The following is a 353-nucleotide window of genomic DNA, read 5'->3' on the forward strand; positions in this document are numbered from 1 at the left end:
CTTACCATGAATCGTCCCAAGGGTCACCACCTAACTTTGAAAGAGCGTGGAAATATTGAGGTTTACTTCAATCACGACAGGTACTCTCGTCGTAAGATTGCTGAGCTGATTGGAGTTAGTGCGCAGACCATAAACAACGAGATCAAGCGGGGCTTAGTGACCAATAAACAGCTGGTTAATGGTAAGGAGAAGTTCTATGAAATCTATGTGGCAGAGCTCGCTGAACGGCGGTATCACGAGAAGCGTAAGGCCTGTCATCGTCCTTGTAAGTTCTACCAGGTTCTAGCCTTCTTAGCGTTCTTTGTTGAGCACTTTAAGACTGATAGCTGGGCACCAGATGTTGCTGTCGGTCG

At 47.0% G+C, this 353-nt stretch carries 1 protein-coding gene; it reads left to right on the forward strand.

From position 1 onward, the window contains the following. Positions 1-353 (forward strand): helix-turn-helix domain-containing protein (locus FC99_RS08615; protein WP_156639357.1); only part of this gene is annotated, 353 nt, incomplete at both ends.

Source organism: Levilactobacillus koreensis JCM 16448, assembly GCF_001435525.1.
Taxonomy (GTDB): domain Bacteria; phylum Bacillota; class Bacilli; order Lactobacillales; family Lactobacillaceae; genus Levilactobacillus; species Levilactobacillus koreensis.